Origin of the sequence: Flavobacterium sediminis (assembly GCF_003148385.1) — a bacterium.
Taxonomy (GTDB): domain Bacteria; phylum Bacteroidota; class Bacteroidia; order Flavobacteriales; family Flavobacteriaceae; genus Flavobacterium; species Flavobacterium sediminis.
Genome location: NZ_CP029463.1, coordinates 1509503 through 1525120, shown reverse-complemented (window position 1 = coordinate 1525120; position 15618 = coordinate 1509503). Strand labels below are relative to the sequence as shown.

11 protein-coding genes and 1 pseudogene are annotated in these 15618 nt (G+C 32.4%); 9 read left to right on the top strand and 3 right to left on the bottom strand.

What is annotated here, in order from left to right; translation table 11 throughout:
- The first annotated feature begins 77 nt into the window (after nucleotides 1–77).
- Complete coding sequence (locus DI487_RS07050; protein ID WP_245896552.1) at nucleotides 78–1706, top strand: LTA synthase family protein; 1629 nt, start codon at nucleotides 78–80, stop codon at nucleotides 1704–1706.
- Between the two features lie 79 nt (nucleotides 1707–1785).
- On the opposite strand, the gene folB is transcribed toward DI487_RS07050, so the two are convergent.
- Nucleotides 1786–2145, bottom strand: coding sequence for a dihydroneopterin aldolase (gene folB, locus DI487_RS07045; RefSeq protein ID WP_109569008.1), 360 nt, complete (start codon nucleotides 2143–2145; stop codon nucleotides 1786–1788).
- A 97-nt stretch (nucleotides 2146–2242) separates the two neighbouring features.
- On the opposite strand from folB, the gene DI487_RS07040 reads away from it, so the two are divergent.
- Complete coding sequence (locus DI487_RS07040; RefSeq protein WP_109569007.1) at nucleotides 2243–3922, top strand: glutamine--tRNA ligase/YqeY domain fusion protein; 1680 nt, start codon at nucleotides 2243–2245, stop codon at nucleotides 3920–3922.
- A 463-nt stretch (nucleotides 3923–4385) separates the two neighbouring features.
- On the opposite strand, the gene DI487_RS07035 is transcribed toward DI487_RS07040, so the two are convergent.
- Nucleotides 4386–5315 carry an SPFH domain-containing protein gene (locus tag DI487_RS07035; protein ID WP_109569006.1) on the bottom strand — a complete coding sequence of 310 codons (930 nt, stop codon included), beginning with the start codon at nucleotides 5313–5315 and terminating at the stop codon, nucleotides 4386–4388.
- Nucleotides 5316–5416: 101 nt separating this feature from the next.
- Here DI487_RS07035 and DI487_RS07030 point away from each other — a divergent pair, with 101 nt between their 5' ends.
- Nucleotides 5417–6064, top strand: a complete 648-nt coding sequence (locus DI487_RS07030; RefSeq protein WP_109569005.1) for a hypothetical protein — start codon at nucleotides 5417–5419, stop codon at nucleotides 6062–6064.
- 35 nt (nucleotides 6065–6099) lie between these two features.
- Here the strand turns inward: DI487_RS07030 and gltX are convergent.
- A pseudogene (gene gltX / locus DI487_RS07025) lies at nucleotides 6100–7604 on the bottom strand (glutamate--tRNA ligase).
- Between the two features lie 161 nt (nucleotides 7605–7765).
- On the opposite strand from gltX, the gene DI487_RS16600 reads away from it, so the two are divergent.
- The 6 genes from DI487_RS16600 (at nucleotide 7766) to DI487_RS07000 (ending at nucleotide 15601) form a co-directional block, all read left to right on the top strand.
- Nucleotides 7766–8365 carry a hypothetical protein gene (locus DI487_RS16600; protein WP_317046281.1) on the top strand — a complete coding sequence of 200 codons (600 nt, stop codon included), beginning with the start codon at nucleotides 7766–7768 and terminating at the stop codon, nucleotides 8363–8365.
- A complete protein-coding gene (locus DI487_RS07020) occupies nucleotides 8362–11100 on the top strand; it encodes a hypothetical protein (RefSeq protein ID WP_317046280.1) in 2739 nt (912 codons plus the stop codon). Before DI487_RS16600 ends, DI487_RS07020 begins: the two co-directional genes overlap by 4 nt.
- Nucleotides 11093–11512 carry an rRNA maturation RNase YbeY gene (gene ybeY / locus DI487_RS07015; protein ID WP_109569004.1) on the top strand — a complete coding sequence of 140 codons (420 nt, stop codon included), beginning with the start codon at nucleotides 11093–11095 and terminating at the stop codon, nucleotides 11510–11512. The genes DI487_RS07020 and ybeY overlap by 8 nt, the downstream gene beginning before the upstream one ends.
- 150 nt (nucleotides 11513–11662) lie before the next feature.
- Nucleotides 11663–13540: a tRNA uridine-5-carboxymethylaminomethyl(34) synthesis enzyme MnmG gene (gene mnmG, locus DI487_RS07010; protein WP_109569003.1), complete on the top strand. Its 1878-nt coding sequence runs from the start codon at nucleotides 11663–11665 to the stop codon at nucleotides 13538–13540.
- Nucleotides 13541–13696: 156 nt separating this feature from the next.
- On the top strand, nucleotides 13697–14542 hold the full coding sequence (locus tag DI487_RS07005; RefSeq protein ID WP_109569002.1) for a class I SAM-dependent methyltransferase: 846 nt from the start codon (nucleotides 13697–13699) through the stop codon (nucleotides 14540–14542).
- Between the two features lie 171 nt (nucleotides 14543–14713).
- Nucleotides 14714–15601 (top strand): AraC family transcriptional regulator, encoded by an 888-nt coding sequence (locus DI487_RS07000; RefSeq protein WP_109569001.1) that lies wholly within the window; start codon nucleotides 14714–14716, stop codon nucleotides 15599–15601.
- Nucleotides 15602–15618 lie beyond the last annotated feature (17 nt).

Genomic DNA, 15618 nt, shown 5'->3' with positions numbered 1-15618 from the left:
TGCCGGATAATTGGTTACAAAAAATAAAAAATTTCTTCACCGTTTATTTTTTATTTTTCCTTTTTATAATGCTTTTAATGGAACTTTCCACTCCGGATTTTGTACACCAATACGATACCCGGCCTAATAGATTATTTTTGGATTATTTAATTTATCCTAAAGAGGTCTTGGGAACTCTTGTAAAAAGTTATTTAGGTTCATTAATAGGTACATTCGTTGTTTTAACGCTTGCTTTGGTTTATGTAATTAAAAAGGGAAAGAAATATTTTTTTCCGGTGTATAACTTTTCCTATTTGTATAAACTGATTACTTTTCTTCCGGTAGGTTTTTTATTGTTTTGGGGTGCTCGTTCCAGTTTGACTTCAAAACGTCCTATAAACGCCAGTAATGCTATTTTTTCATCCGATCAGATGACAAATGCCTTAGCATTGAATTCAACTTATACCGTTGGATTTGCTGCTTATTCTTTAAAGAATGAAGGAAATGTAAAAAAATACGGAAAAATGGATGAAAAAGAGGCATATAATCGTGTGAAAAAGTATATGGATGTAACTGATTTTCTTCCATCCGAGGTTCCTTTTTTACATGAAGTCAAACCGGATTCTGTTCAGCCGAAATATAATGTGGTTATCTTTTTACAGGAAAGTTTAGGAGCAGAATATGTGGGTTGTTTAGGAGGTTTGCCTTTAACACCTGAATTGGATAAACTATCAAAAGAAGGTTTATTGTTTACTAATTTGTATTGTACCGGAACTCGTAGTGTAAGAGGTATAGAACAGGTAACTTCCGGATTTATTCCGAATCCTTCAGAAAGTGTAGTAAAATTAAGTGGTGCTCAACAAGGTTTCTTTACGTTAGCGGAAGCTTTTGGTAATCAAGGTTATGATACCAGTTTTATTTATGGCGGTATGGCTAATTTTGATAATATGGCTTCATTTTTTAACGGTAACGGATTTAAAAATATTATTGATGAAACCGACTTTGATTCAGATGGTAACAACTATGCTCTAAAAGGAACTTGGGGATATAGTGATGAAGATTTAGTTACTAAAGCTAATAATTACTTCAAATCACAAGGTAATACACCTTTCTTTTCTTTGATGTTTTCTACTTCTAATCACGAACCTTTTGAATTTCCAGACGGTAGAATTGATTTGTATGAACAACCTAAGAATACGGTTCATAATGCTATGAAATATGCTGACTTTGCTATCGGTAAATTCTTTGAATTAGCTAAAAAAGAAGATTATTTTAAGAATACCATTTTTATTGTTATAGCTGATCACAATACGAGAACTTACGGTAAAAACCTGGTTCCGGTGAATAAGTTCCACATTCCCGCTTTGATTATAGATCCAAATGTAAAAGCAGGAGTATATGATAAATTAGCCAGTCAAATGGATATAGCTCCTACCCTTTTAGAATTATCAGGTATTACAACGTATTCGCCAATGGTAGGAAGAAATTTAATGAAAAAAGAAGAGGTTGAAGGAAGAACTATAATGTTGTTCCATGAAACGTATTCATTCAGAGTAGGTAACGAAATTGTAGTTTTTAATCCGAATGCAGAGCCTTTACAATTTCAGTTGAAGAATGATACTACTATGATTCCTATGCCTTTAAATAAAGAATTGGCAGCGGATGGCTTAGCTCATATAGTAACTTCAAGTTATCTGTATAAAGAAAGAAAATATAAAAGTAAATAATCCAAAGAAGATCTTTCAAAGAATATTTTTTGTAGATCTGAACTTGTTTCAGATTCTGAATTTGAAAGAGCTTCTTTTTTTAATTTCTGAATTCTTCCATTTCTATAGTAACACTTTCTACATCACCACCTATCGGAGGATTTAATTTAGAAACACCCACTTTGATGCGCGAGACTTGTGGTAATTCTTTAAAAATTCTTACAATGATACGATGAGCTACATGTTCTAATAGTTTAGCTTTTTCAGCCATTTCTTCAGTAACTATCTTATTCAGATGTACATAATCAACAGTATCGTGAAGATCATCAGTTTCAGCAGATTTTCTCAGATCAGTTTTAATTTCCAGATCTACTCTATAATCGCTTCCTATTTTTCCTTCTTCAATTAAACAACCGTGATAAGCAAAAACTCTTATATTATTTAATCTTATGGTTCCCATTGATACTTAGTTTCAAGTTATACGCTCAAAGTTAAGATGTTTTTATATTTAAACAATTAAACATTTTCTATCTTTGCAAAAACATTGAAAAAATAATATGTCAACTGAAGAAAAATCATTGAATTTCATTGAACAAATCATTGAAGAAGATTTAAAAAACGGTTTGTCAAAAGATAAATTACGTTTCAGATTTCCACCGGAACCGAACGGCTATTTACATGTGGGTCATGCCAGTGCTATCTGTTTGAATTTCGGTTTAGGTATTGATTACAAGGCTCCGGTTAATTTACGTTTTGACGATACGAATCCTTCCAAAGAAGAACAGGAATATGTAGATGCTATTAAAAGAGATATAGAATGGCTTGGTTTTCAATGGGATAAAGAGTGTTATGCTTCAGATTATTTTCAGCAATTGTACGATTGGGCGGTTGAATTGATCAAAAAAGGTAAAGCGTATGTTGACGATCAGACTTCTGAAGAAATGGCGCAACAAAAGGGTACGCCAACGAAACCGGGAACTAATAGCCCGAATAGAGATCGTTCAGTAGAAGAAAATTTAGATTTACTGGAACGCATGAAAAACGGTGAATTTCCTAATGGAAGTTATGTTTTACGTGCCAAAATTGATATGGCATCGCCTAATATGTTAATGCGTGACCCGATCATGTACCGAATCATGCATGCAGCTCATCACAGAACTGGTAATTCATGGTGTATTTACCCAATGTATGACTGGGCACATGGTGAAAGTGATTATATAGAACAAGTATCACATTCTTTGTGTACACTTGAGTTTTTGCCACATAGAGAATTGTATGACTGGTTTTTAACTAACATTTACGATGAGTCAAAAGTAAGACCAAAACAACGTGAATTTGCACGTAGAAATTTGTCACATACAGTAGTTTCTAAAAGAAAACTATTGCAATTAGTAAATGAAGGATATGTTACCGGTTGGGACGATCCGCGTATGAGTACTATTTCCGGTATGAGAAGACGAGGTTATACACCGGCATCCATCCGTAATTTTGCAAAAACTATCGGTATTGCTAAGCGTACAAATTTGATAGATGTTTCTTTACTTGAGTTTTGTGTTCGTGAAGATCTGAATAAAATAGCTCCTCGTGTTATGGCTGTTTTAGATCCGGTTAAATTGGTAATTACTAATTATCCGGAAGGAAAAGAAGAATGGCTTGATGCGGAAAATAACCCTGAGGAAGAAAACATGACCTATAGAAAAGTACCTTTTTCAAGAGAATTATATATTGAAAGGGAAGACTTTTTAGAAGAGGCTAGTAAAAAATTTTTCCGTTTATCAATCGGAAAAGAAGTACGTCTAAAAAATGCATATATTATTAAAGGTGAATCAGTTGTAAAAGATGAAAATGGTAATATTACCGAAATTCATTGTACCTATGATGAAGATTCTCGTTCGGGTAGCGGTACTGAAGCTAGTAAGCGTAAAGTAAAAGGAACTATTCACTGGGTTTCAATTTCTCATGCTAAAGCAGCAGAAGTTAGGGTATATGATCGTTTGTTTACACATGAAAATCCTGATGGAAATAAAGAAGTTGATTTTAAAGAATATATTAATCCGGTATCATTGAAAGTTATCACAGGTTATGTAGAACCTAGTTTAGTTACAGCTAAAGATCTGGATCATTTTCAGTTTCAGCGTTTAGGTTATTTTTGTGTGGATAGAGACTCAACATCGGAAAAATTAGTTTTTAATAAAACGGTTGGTTTACGAGACACTTGGGCAAAAATAAGCGAATAGTAATTCGTTTTTCAGTTTCCATAGATTTGTCATTTCGACTAAAAGGAGAAATCACATACAATATTTTAAACCTTCAAGAATAAACTTGAAGGTTTTTTATTTTTGATAGTTCGGGCTTTTAATTATTATTAAAAATTATTATATTATCTTTTTTAATTACTTTATCTAATAATAAATAAAAACTATTTAAAAATATTTTTTTATAATTTATATCTTTTAAAAACGACTTTTATATTTTAAATTTAAGACATTTTAAAAAAAGAGTAATATGATTTTATAGTAGAACTAAAGTAAGTTGATTTAAAGGCTTAATTTTTAATTTTAGTTTTGTAAAAGAAATTATATAGATGAAAACTATAATTTATATCAATTAATATATATTTTTATTATAAACAAAAAAACCATCAGTTTCAACTGATGGTTTTTTGTTAGTTAAACAGAATTTTTTTATTTCAGTATATAATTAAGCTTCTTGGTCATCTTCTGAGCTTTTCTTTTTAGCTGCTTTTTTCATGGCTTCGCCAACTTGATTACTTGCTGTGAAACTAGCTACCATATTGTTTAACATGTCACTTCCCGCTTGTGGAGAATTAGGTAACAGGATCAGGTTACTATTTGTATCACTACCGATTGATTGTAAAGTATCATAATGTTGCGTTACCACAATTAATGCAGATGCTTCCTGAGAATTGATGCCTACTTTATTCAACACATCTACTGATTCTACTAAACCACGTGCAATTTCTCTACGTTGATCTGCAATACCCTGACCTTGTAATCTTTTACTTTCCGCTTCTGCTTTAGCTTTGGCTACAATTCTGATACGTGATGCTTCCGCTTCATATTCAGCAGCAGTTTTTTCACGATCAGCGGCATTAATACGGTTCATTGCATTTTTAACCTGAATATCCGGATCAATATCAGTAATTAAAGTATTGATAATGTCATACCCATAAGTTGACATGGCTTCGTTTAATTCTCTTTTTACAGCAATTGCAATATCATCTTTTCTTTCGAAAACATCGTCTAATTTTAGTTTCGGAACTTCAGCACGAACTACGTCAAAAACATAGGATGTAATCTGATCGTGAGGATATTCTAATTTATAAAACGCTTCGTATACTTTGTCTTGCAATACTTTAAACTGAACGGAAACTTTAAGTTTTACGAATACGTTGTCTTTAGTTTTAGTTTCAATAATAACGTCTAACTGTTGAATTCTTAAGTTAACTCTTCCGGCTACTCTGTCAATTATAGGAATTTTTAACTGTAAACCAGAATTACGTATACTATTAAACTTCCCGAAACGTTCTATAATTACAGAAGTTTGTTGTTTAACGGTAAAAAATAAGGAAATAATAAAAATAACGATTACTCCGAGAACAATGTACATATTTTAATTTTTAATTGGTTACGGTTATTATACGCTTTTTTAGAAAAAAAGTTACAGTATTTAATATTAAACCCTAATTTTGACACAAAACCCTAATTTATATGAAGAAAATAATTGTTCTATTAACCGTTTTAATTTCCATCAGTTCTATAGCACAATATGGATATCGTGATAATAATAGAATCGGAATATCAGGAGGTATTACTCAGCTAAGTTTATTTTCAAATCAATTTAATGCTAGCCCGCAAGCAGGTTGGATTGCCGGTTTATCACTTAGAGGAAATTACTATAACAACTGGCAGGCAGTTTTTGGTATGCATTTTACGGATAGTAATTTTTCTTTACAATCCGTTACAAATGAAGATATTAATTTTAAATTAAGTGCTGTTCAGATATATTTAGTAGCTAGTTATATGGTTGTTGAAAACCATTTAACACTAGAAATTGGTCCGGTTTTACAAGTTAACAGTAAATTAAAGATCGATGGGAAAGATGAATATAAATTTTTGAAAGACAGTCCGTTATTGACAGCTAACGATATAGTGGATATTACAAAAATAAACGGAAATCTGTATGCAGGTGTTACAGCCGGATTGAAAAGAGTTCGTTTACATTTTAGTTATCAGTATGGTTTAAATAACATCATGAATAACTTAAATAAAAAGGATGAATTAGTCCTTTTAAATGGTAATAAAAAATTTAAAGGAAATATCGGATTAATAAGTGGAATGATTACTTTTTATTTATAAAAGAAACCCTCAACATTGTTGAGGGGTTTCTTTTTTTATACTGTAGCAATTGTTTTTTCAATACGTTTGATGGTCTCTTCTTTACCAAGCATTTCAATGATATCAAACAAATGGGGACCTTTTAACTCGCCTACGAGACTTAAACGAAGCGGTTGCATTACTTTTCCCATCCCTATTTCATTTGTTGTCATCCATTCTTTCAAACTGTTTTCAATAGTTTGAGATGTAAAATCTGAATAAGAAGCTAATTGTTCAATTACTTGTTTTAGTAATTCCTTTGTTGCTTCATTCCATTTTTTTGTTACTTTTTCATCATATGATGTTGGAGCTACAAAGAAATAATCCGATAAATCCCAAAGATCCGTAATAAAATTAGCCCTGTCTTTTACTTGAGCAATCACTTTAGTTAAATACTCTAAAGTTGTCGCAATTCCTTTTTCTTTAACAATCGGAGCAAAAAGGACAGCCAATTCTTCATCAGTTTTTTTGATCAGGTATTGATGGTTGAACCATTTATTTTTTTCCGGATCAAATTTTGCACCCGATTTATTTACTCTGGCTAAATCAAAAGAAGCAATCAATTCGTCTAAACTAAACAATTCTTTCTCCGTTCCGTCGTTCCAACCTAATAGTGCTAAGAAGTTGACTACAGCTTCCGGAAAATAGCCTTGTTCACGATACCCCATTGATGTAGATTCCTCTGTTTTCCATTCTAAAGGAAATACAGGGAATCCCATTTTATCACCATCACGTTTAGATAATTTTCCGTTTCCGACTGGTTTTAGTATCAATGGTAAATGTGCAAATTCAGGTGCTTCCCAACCAAAAGCTTTGTATAATAAATAGTGTAACGGTAAGCTTGGCAACCATTCTTCTCCACGAATTACATGAGAGGTTTCCATTAAATGGTCGTCAACGATATTAGCTAAATGATAGGTTGGCATACCATCACTTTTGTACAATACTTTATCATCTAATAAATTGGTATCAAACTTAACCGTTCCACGAATGATGTCATTCAATTCTAAAACTTCATTGGTCGGCGTTTTGAAACGGACTACAAAAGCATCACCATTAGTAATACGCTCTGAAACTTTTTCATGAGATAATGCTAATGAGTTATCTAATTGTTCTCTGACGGTATGATTATAGATAAATGTTTTACCTTCAGCTTCTGCTTGCTTTCTTAATTCATCTAATTTTTCAGCAGAATCAAAAGCATAATATGCCCAACCATTTGTAATTAATTGTTCTGCATATTCTTTATACATGGCCTTGCGTTCACTTTGTCTGTACGGACCGAATTTTTCATTTTTTCCAACGGTTTCATCAGGAGCAATTCCTAGCCATTCCAATGCTTCAAAAATATAAGCTTCAGCACCCGGAACAAATCGAGTTTGATCAGTATCTTCAATTCTTAAATAAAAAGTTCCGCCATTTTTTTGGCAAATAAATAATTAAATAAAGCTGTGCGAACTCCTCCGATATGTAAAGGACCTGTAGGACTTGGAGCAAAACGAACTCTAACTGGTTTTGACATAGTTTAGTATTTGATTCTTTTTTTGATTCAATTTCGCTGCAAAGATACGATACACAGTTAAAATTTAGGCTCTTATGATTAGTTTCTCTATAAATTTTAGCTATTGCCCTATGTAAAAATAAATTGTACTTTTATTGGTTAAATGCAAATGCAAAAGAACCTTGGAAACAAAATCAATCATTTACAGTAAATTAGAGGCTTTCATTAAGAAGTATTATACGAATGAGATCATAAAAGGAACTTTACTTTTTGTGGCTTTAGGACTTTTATACTTTTTATTTACGTTGCTCGTGGAACATTTTTTATGGCTTTCTACTTCTGGACGTACTATTTTATTTTGGCTTTTTATTGTTGTCGAAGTTTTTTTGTTGGTCAAGTTTATTATTTTGCCGCTCTTCAAACTCTTTAAATTACAAAAGGGAATTGATTACACAGAAGCTTCAAAAATAATTGGAAATCATTTTTCTGATGTAGGCGATAAACTGTTGAATTTTTTACAACTTTCAGATGCTGCTCAGCGATCAGAATTGTTATTGGCTTCGATCGATCAAAAGGCTAATGCTTTACAGCCTATTCCTTTTTCCAATGCTGTTGATCTTTCTAAAAACAGGAAGTATTTGCCTTACGCTCTGATACCGATCATTGTTTTGCTTCTGTTTTTTATTACCGGAAATTCTTCGGTAATTGAAAATAGTTTATCACGTGTAGTGCATTATGAAACGGCTTACACTCCCCTGCTCCATTTCATTTTGATATTTTGAATAAAAATTTAGTTGTTCAACAACACGATAATTTTACTTTAATTGTCATTGCGCAAGGGAAAGTTATTCCTGAGAATGTTAAGATAAGGATTGGTAATGAGAACTATTTTATGGAAACAGTTTCTCCGGGTAAATTTCAATATAATTTAGATAATGTTTTGCATAATGTAGAATTCCAATTGATTTCCAATGAAGTGGTTTCTGAGCAATATGTTTTACAAGTTGTAGATGTTCCAACTATTTCAAATTTTAGTATGAAACTGATCTTTCCTAGTTATCTTGATAGAGCAAGTGAAACAGTTACTGGAACAGGAAATATTATTGTTCCGGAAGGAACAAAGATTAATTGGGATATTTCGGCACAGGCTACTACCGAGATTGATTTTGTTGATAATGGTAAGACCTTTGCTTTTCAGTTAAACGAGAAGGTATTTTCGTATTCCAAAGTAATCAAAAACCCTTTAGAATACCAAATAGTAACATCTAATGCACAGTTAAAAGCTTATGAAAAATTAGTGTATTCTATTGATGTGGTAAAAGATCTGCATCCGGTTATCAATGCTAATTTTGCTCCTGATAGTTTAAAAGTTAATTCTGAAATGATCATTGGCCAAGTTTCTGATGATTATGGTTTATCGAAATTACAAGTAGTTTTTTACGATAAGGATGATAAAGAAAAACTAAGAAAAGCTATTCTCCCATTGCAAAAAGGTTTATATGATCGCTTTGTTTACACTTTTCCGTCAGGTTTAAAATTAGAACCTGGTATTTCTTATGAATATTATTTCGAAGTATTTGATAATGATATAGTTAATGGTAATAAAAGTGCTAAATCTAATATTTTTAAGCATTATGAGTTAACTTCCAATGAAAAAGATGATATTTTACTAAAAAATCAACAGGAGAATATTAATGCATTAGAAAAATCTTTACAGGATCAAGAGAAACAATTAGAAAAGATGAACGATTTAGAACGTCTGAATAAGGAAAAATCATCTTTAAATTTTTCAGATCAAAAGAAAATAAAAGACTTCATTTCTAAGCAACAAAGACAGGAAGAAATGATGAAAGAATTCTCAAAAAAATTAGAGGAAAACATTAAGGATTTTAAGAAAGAAGATTCACCCGAAAACAAAGAATTAGAACGGCGTTTAGATGAGTTTCAAAAAGAATCTGAAAAGAATGAAAAGCTTCTGGAAGAGTTAGAGAAACTAACAGAGAAATTACAGAAAGAAGATTTATTTAAAAAAGCAGATCAATTAAAGCAAAATGCAAAGAATCAGCAAATGAGTTTAGAGCAATTAGTAGAATTAACTAAGCGATATTATGCTGAAGAAAAGGCTAAACAAATTGCAGAAAAATTAGATCAACTGGGAGATAAGCAAGAAGAACTTGCAAAAGAGAATCAAGAGAAAAATACCAAAGAAGAACAAGATAAAATCAATCAGGAGTTCGATCAAATTAAGGAAGAATTAAATCAATTAGAAAAGGAAAATAATGAATTGGAGTCTCCTTTAGATATACCTGATACTGATAGTGAAGAAAAGGATATTGATAACGATTTGGATAAGGCGTCGGACCAACTTCAAAAAAAGAATACTCAAAAAGCGCAGTCCAGTCAGAAATCAGCAGGGCAAAAAATGAAGGAAATGAGTAGTCAAATGATGAATTCTCTTGATGCTGGAAATTCAATGCAGATGCAGGAAGATATAAGAGCATTACGTCAGATCTTGGATAATTTATTAGCTTTTTCTTTTAACCAGGAGGATTTGCTAGAAACCACTGATCATGCACAATCATCATCTTTACAATTCAATAAAATTTTAAAGGAGCAGCAAAATTTAAAGATACAGTTCAAGCACATTGATGATAGTATTTTTGCTGTAGCCAAAAGAAATCCTATGATCTCAGAAGTTGTTTTGAATGAGGTAGGAAATGTTCATTATAATTTAGATCACGCCCTTTCTACCCTATCTGAAAATAATTTTTACAAAGGAAAAGGACACCAGCAATATACTTTAACTGCTGCTAACACGCTTGCTGATCTATTGAGTAATATCCAAAGTAATATGATGATGCAAATGCAGATGCAAATGTCCGGTCAGGGTCAGGGTAAACCGCAACCTGGTAAAGGTTCCGGCGGTGGTATGCAACTTCCGGATATTATCAAACAGCAACAAGAGTTGGGTGGTAAAATGGAAGAAGGAATGGGTAAAGGAAAAGAGAAAGGAAGTGAAAAAGGTAAAGAGAGCGGTAATGAAGGTGGCAGTGAAAGGGGTCAGGGAAATAGTGGTCAACAGAATGGTGACAACGGGACAAGCGAAGGAAAAGCCGGTGAAATTTTAGAGATATTAAAACAACAACAACAATTGCGTAATGCTTTGCAACAGGCTTTAGAAAAAGAGGGGAATACAGGGTTAGGTCAGTCTGCATTAGATAAGATGAAAGATATTGAAAAGCAGTTGTTGAATAAAGGTTTTAAAAATGAAACGTTACAAAAGATGTTGAATCTGAATCATGAATTATTAAAATTAGAAAAAGCTATTCAGCAACAAGGAGAGGATAATAAGAGAAAATCTAACACCAATAAAGAGGTTTTCAATGGCACGTCTAAAGCTTTGCCCGACACCGTGAAAGATTATTTGAATAGTATTGAAATTTTAAACAGACAAACACTACCTTTGCACCCGAATTATAATAAAAAGGTTCAAAATTATTTTAACCAACATGATTAGTTTTAACTACGAAATTGATTTTGCTTTAGAAAATGAAGATTTATATTCAGAGTGGATTGAGTCTGTTGTTGAATCTGAAGGAAAAACTCTTGGCGAAATCAATTATATATTTTGTAATGATGAGTATTTGCATCAGATCAATATGCAATATTTAAACCACGATACATTAACTGATATTATTAGTTTTGATTATACAGAAGGGGATATTATTAGTGGTGATATTTTTCTTTCTATTGAGCGTGTAAAAGATAATGCCAAGGATTTCGAGGTTCCCTTTTCTGAAGAGCTAAAAAGAGTAATGGCTCATGGTGTTTTACATTATTGTGGTTATAAAGATAAGTCTGAAGCTGATGAGCAATTAATGAGAGCTAAAGAAGAAGAAAAAATAGTAATGTTCCACGTGAAACATTAAGTCGCTTCTTTATTCTTTTTTTCTTATGGAATAAAAAAGAAGTTTTAAAATTCTAAACGTTCCACGTGGAACGTTAGTAAGAAAAATAAATTTTAGGTTTAGTTGTTCCACGTGGAACAACTAAAAAAATAATTAAAATTCATATTTAAAGTGAGTTTATTTCAAGATCAATATGATGTTATAGTTGTAGGTGCAGGTCACGCAGGATGTGAAGCTGCAGCTGCAGCTGCCAATATGGGTTGTAAAACCTTATTGGTTACTATGAATTTGCAAAACATAGCTCAAATGTCTTGTAATCCTGCTATGGGTGGAATCGCAAAAGGACAAATCGTTCGTGAGATTGATGCGTTGGGTGGTTATTCAGGAATTGTTTCTGATAAAACTGCAATCCAATTCAAAATGTTGAACGTTTCAAAAGGCCCTGCTATGTGGTCCCCAAGATGCCAAAGTGATAGAATGCGTTTTTCTGAAGAATGGAGATTGATGTTAGAGCAAACACCTAATTTAGATTTTTATCAGGAAATGGTTTCCGGTATTTTAACCGAGAATGGAAAGTTAGTCGGAGTGAAAACCGGCTTAGGATTACAAATAAAAGGAAAGACGGTTGTGTTGACCAATGGGACTTTTTTGAATGGTTTGATCCATATCGGAGAAAAACAATTCGGAGGTGGCCGTGCCGGAGAAAGTGCTTCTTACGGAATTACAGAAGATCTAGTGAATTTAGGTTTTGAATCCGGGCGAATGAAAACCGGAACGCCGCCACGTGTGGATGGACGTTCTTTAGATTATTCTAAAATGATTGAACAGCCCGGTGATGTGAATCCTCAAAAGTTCTCCTATTCTAATCAAACACAACCTTTAAAAGAACAACGTTCGTGTTGGATGACCTATACATCTCCTGAAGTACATGATTTGTTGCGTGAAGGGTTCGATCGTAGTCCGATGTTTAACGGACGAATAAAAAGTATTGGACCACGTTATTGTCCTTCAATTGAAGATAAGATTAATCGTTTTGCAGATAAAGATCGTCACCAACTTTTTGTAGAACCGGAAGGATGGCATACAGTTGAAGTCTATGTAAATGGTTTTTCTACTTCTTTACCGGAAGATGTTCAATTCAATGCTTTGCGTTCGGTCGCAGGATTTGAAAATGTAAAATTCTTCCGCCCGGGTTATGCTATTGAGTATGACTACTTCCCTCCTACGCAGTTAAAACATACTTTAGAAACCAAATTGGTCGAAGGTCTATATTTCGCCGGACAAATTAACGGAACCACAGGTTATGAAGAAGCAGCTTCTCAAGGTTTAATGGCCGGGATTAATGCGGCATTAAAAGTGAAAGAAGAAGAGCCGTTAATTTTAAAACGTGACGAAGCGTATATTGGTGTTCTTATTGATGACCTGATAACTAAAGGAACAGAAGAACCGTATCGTATGTTCACCTCTCGCGCAGAATACAGAACCTTATTGCGCCAGGATAATGCAGATTTACGTTTAACTCCTAAAGGATATGCCATAGGCTTAGCAAAACAAGAACGTATGGAGCGTATGGAAGAAAAAATGGTTAAATCGGAAGCATTTCTTCAGTTTTTTAGAGAGACCAGTGTAAAACCGGAAGAAGCTAATCCTATTTTAGAAGCAAAAGGATCTTCTCCGATGGCGCAGCCAGATAAAATGTTTAAAGTATTTTCGCGTCCGCAATTAGAATTAGAAGATTTTAAAAAATTCGAAAAGGTAAGTGAATATATTAACGAACATCATTTAGATAACGAAATTGTAGAACAAGCAGAAATTCAGGTCAAATATTCAGGTTATATTGAAAAGGAAAAAAATCATGCTGATAAATTGAATCGATTAGAAGATGTAACTATTCCTGATAATTTCGATTTTGATAAGATTAGATCTATTTCAATAGAAGCAAAACAAAAGTTAAATAAAATAAGACCTAAAACAATTGCACAAGCATCACGTATTAGTGGTGTGTCACCAAGTGATATTTCAGTGCTGTTGATTTATATGGGAAGATAATTTTAGAGAGAAAAGAGTAAAGAAGAAACAAAAGAAATATTTTATGCTTTCCTTTTGATTCTATTTTTTAAAATTGTTTCACGTGAAACATTTAATCTTACAATTTAATTTTGTCACTTTAAGCGAAGTCGAGAAGTCACATAAAGGAATAAAAGAATGATATTCAAAGAAAACAATATTTACATAAACGTAAAAGATTTTTCGGTTTCCGGAGAATCTTTTTCTTTGTTAGAAAATGTTGAGTATGGAATTTTAAAAACCACTCCTACTCCATCATTAGAGCAATTGCCTTCTTATTATGAAAGTGAAGATTATATTTCACATACGGATGGTTCACGCACATTTTTTGAAAAAATATACCAAAGAGTAAAAAAATATGCCATTCAAAGCAAAGTGCAATTAATTTCGAATTTTGCAACAAAAGGAGCTTTATTGGACATCGGTGCCGGAACAGGAGATTTTTTAGTTGCTGCTCAAAAACAAGGATGGCATGTTTTAGGTTTGGAACCGAATAAAAAAGCAAAAACAATTGCAAAGAGTAAAGGAATTCCGTTTGGAGAAAATTTAAAACTCATTCCGGATCAGAGTTATGATGTGATTACTATGTGGCATGTTTTGGAACACGTTCCGGATTTGGATTATCAATTAGAACAATTGAAACGAATTTGTAAACCGGGAGGAATTATTGTGATAGCAGTTCCTAATTACAAATCGTATGATGCCAAGCATTACAAAGAATTTTGGGCAGCCTATGATGTTCCTCGTCACCTTTGGCATTTTTCAGCAACATCGATCCGAAAAATGTTTTCTGAGAAAAATATCGGGTTATTAAAAATTAAACCGATGTGGTTTGATAGTTTTTATGTGAGCTTATTGTCAGAAAAATATAAAAGCGGAAAAATGAATCCGGTCAAAGCATTTTATATCGGTTTTGCTTCAAATGTATATGGAATCTTTAAAAAGGAATTTTCATCACACATTTACGTCTTAAAAAACAACTAAAACTTATTTTAAGGCATTTTTAAAGTGTTTTAAATGTAAAAATACATAAAACCATTCAAAAAATATAAAAATCAATCAAAATCGATTTATTTAAGTCGGTTTTTATAACAAAAAACTATCTTTTTGCTGTTTTAATAGTTTATTCTTATTTTTGTTTAAACTTGAAATTTTATGAATTCGGAAGAAAAACTTTTTTTTAAAGGTATCTATGGGGACGATTCCATTAACATGGTTCGGGAAACAATCCATATCGGTTCTTTCGAAGCAACAGGAAAAAGACATGAATGGCTTATTAAGCCACATGTTCATAGTAACCTTTTTCAAATTTTTCTCATTGAAGAAGGTTCTGTTGAGTTTTTGATTAATGATGGCTCCGAATTAATTGAAGGTATTTCTTTTTTAACCATTCCTAAAAATATTGTTCATGGTTTTAAAATGCATCCCGATGTAAAAGGTTGGGTTATTTCGTTGCATGATAAGAGTATGGAAAACATGCTTAAGTTGGATGCTGATATAATTATCAGAATGGATGAAGTACATATTTTTAAGTATGATGCTGAAGACAAGTTAATTAGTGATGCTTATAATACTTTGCACAAGTGTATTTATGAATACCATAGCGATTTACCGGCAAAACAACACGCATTGCAATATCTGGTAGGAATGTTATTGTTACGATTGTATAGGATCCCTACAACTTCTAAATTATCGATACAAATTCAAGATAATAAATTTACTTTATTTTACAGAAGATTCTTACAGTTAATTAGGGAGAAGAATTCATTCAAATTCGGTGTAGAAGAATATGCCTCACTTTTAGATATATCTGCCGGCTATTTAAATAAGATCTGCAGAGAAGTTTCCGGTCAATCACCTAAAGATATTATTATTGAATATTACATTGATGAGATCAAAAAAATGTTAGCTGATTTTGAGTTATCTATATCTGATGTCGCTTATAAAATTGAGCTAAACGATCCTGGTTATTTAACTCGGTTATTTAAAAAGAAAACGGGGATGACTCCAAAAGAATACCGAGCTTCAATAGGTGCTAAATAATTTCTTATCAATATATT